Origin of the sequence: Micromonospora foliorum (assembly GCF_022229015.1) — a bacterium.
GTDB lineage: Bacteria > Actinomycetota > Actinomycetes > Mycobacteriales > Micromonosporaceae > Micromonospora > Micromonospora foliorum.
Genome location: NZ_JAKKFF010000471.1, coordinates 1 through 703, shown reverse-complemented (window position 1 = coordinate 703; position 703 = coordinate 1). Strand labels below are relative to the sequence as shown.

The 703-nt window shown below is 69.4% G+C and carries 1 protein-coding gene; it reads right to left on the bottom strand.

Going from position 1 to position 703, the window contains the following annotated elements:
- Positions 1–10 precede the first annotated feature (10 nt).
- Positions 11–355 (bottom strand): hypothetical protein, encoded by a 345-nt coding sequence (locus PSH25_RS28325; protein WP_238661945.1) that lies wholly within the window; start codon positions 353–355, stop codon positions 11–13.
- Between the last annotated feature and the right edge of the window lie 348 nt (positions 356–703).

Below are 703 nucleotides of genomic sequence, written 5' to 3'. Positions count from 1 at the left end.
GGCGACGCGGTCAGCCGGGCTGGCTGGACCGGTTGGCCAGGCCGCGTGGCGGGGCCTTCATTCCGACCACGATGTCGACGATCTCGATGTAGCGGGCCTTGTTGCCCATTCGGAAGGCGGTGGCCGCCGCGTTGATCTCCTCGAGGGTGTCGGCCTCGACCATGGTGACCTGGTCGTACCTGCCGTTCACCCCGGTGCAGACGACGTGGGTGAGCTGCTTGGCGAAGCGGCCCAGGTCGCGGGCGTGCTCGGCGGAGATCTCGTGGATGCCCTCGCGGCCGAGGGCGAAGTACTCGGGGCTGATCCGCATGAACAGGAAGCCGACGTACTTGTTCTTGTCCGCCAGGTCGTGCATCGCACCCTCCAGATGTCGGTCTGACCTGCGACGATCACGTTGAGCGTATTGACAACTACTGATCGTCATCAAGGGCGCCCGCTGTCGGGAGGGCGACCGTCGAACGGGTCCGCGGGCGCCGCCCGGCCACGGGTGCCGGGCGGCGACCCGGTGGCGGGATAGAGTCGCTGATTGACCAATCGCGGCCGAGGGCGGCCGCGGCGCCACGGCTTGGGGGTACGGGTGAGCGAGGCGCGCACAACCGGTGACCGGATCGACGGCCCGGATGCCGATGACGAGCAGGTGGCGGCCGAGTCGGAGACCACCCTCGTGGTGGTCACGGGGCTCTCCGGGGGTGGCCGCAGCACG

What these genes read in the sequence shown, in the direction of transcription:
- PSH25_RS28325 (WP_238661945.1), bottom strand. Translation starts at nt 355, where the DNA reads ATGCACGACCTGGCGGACAAGAACAAGTACGTCGGCTTCCTGTTCATG.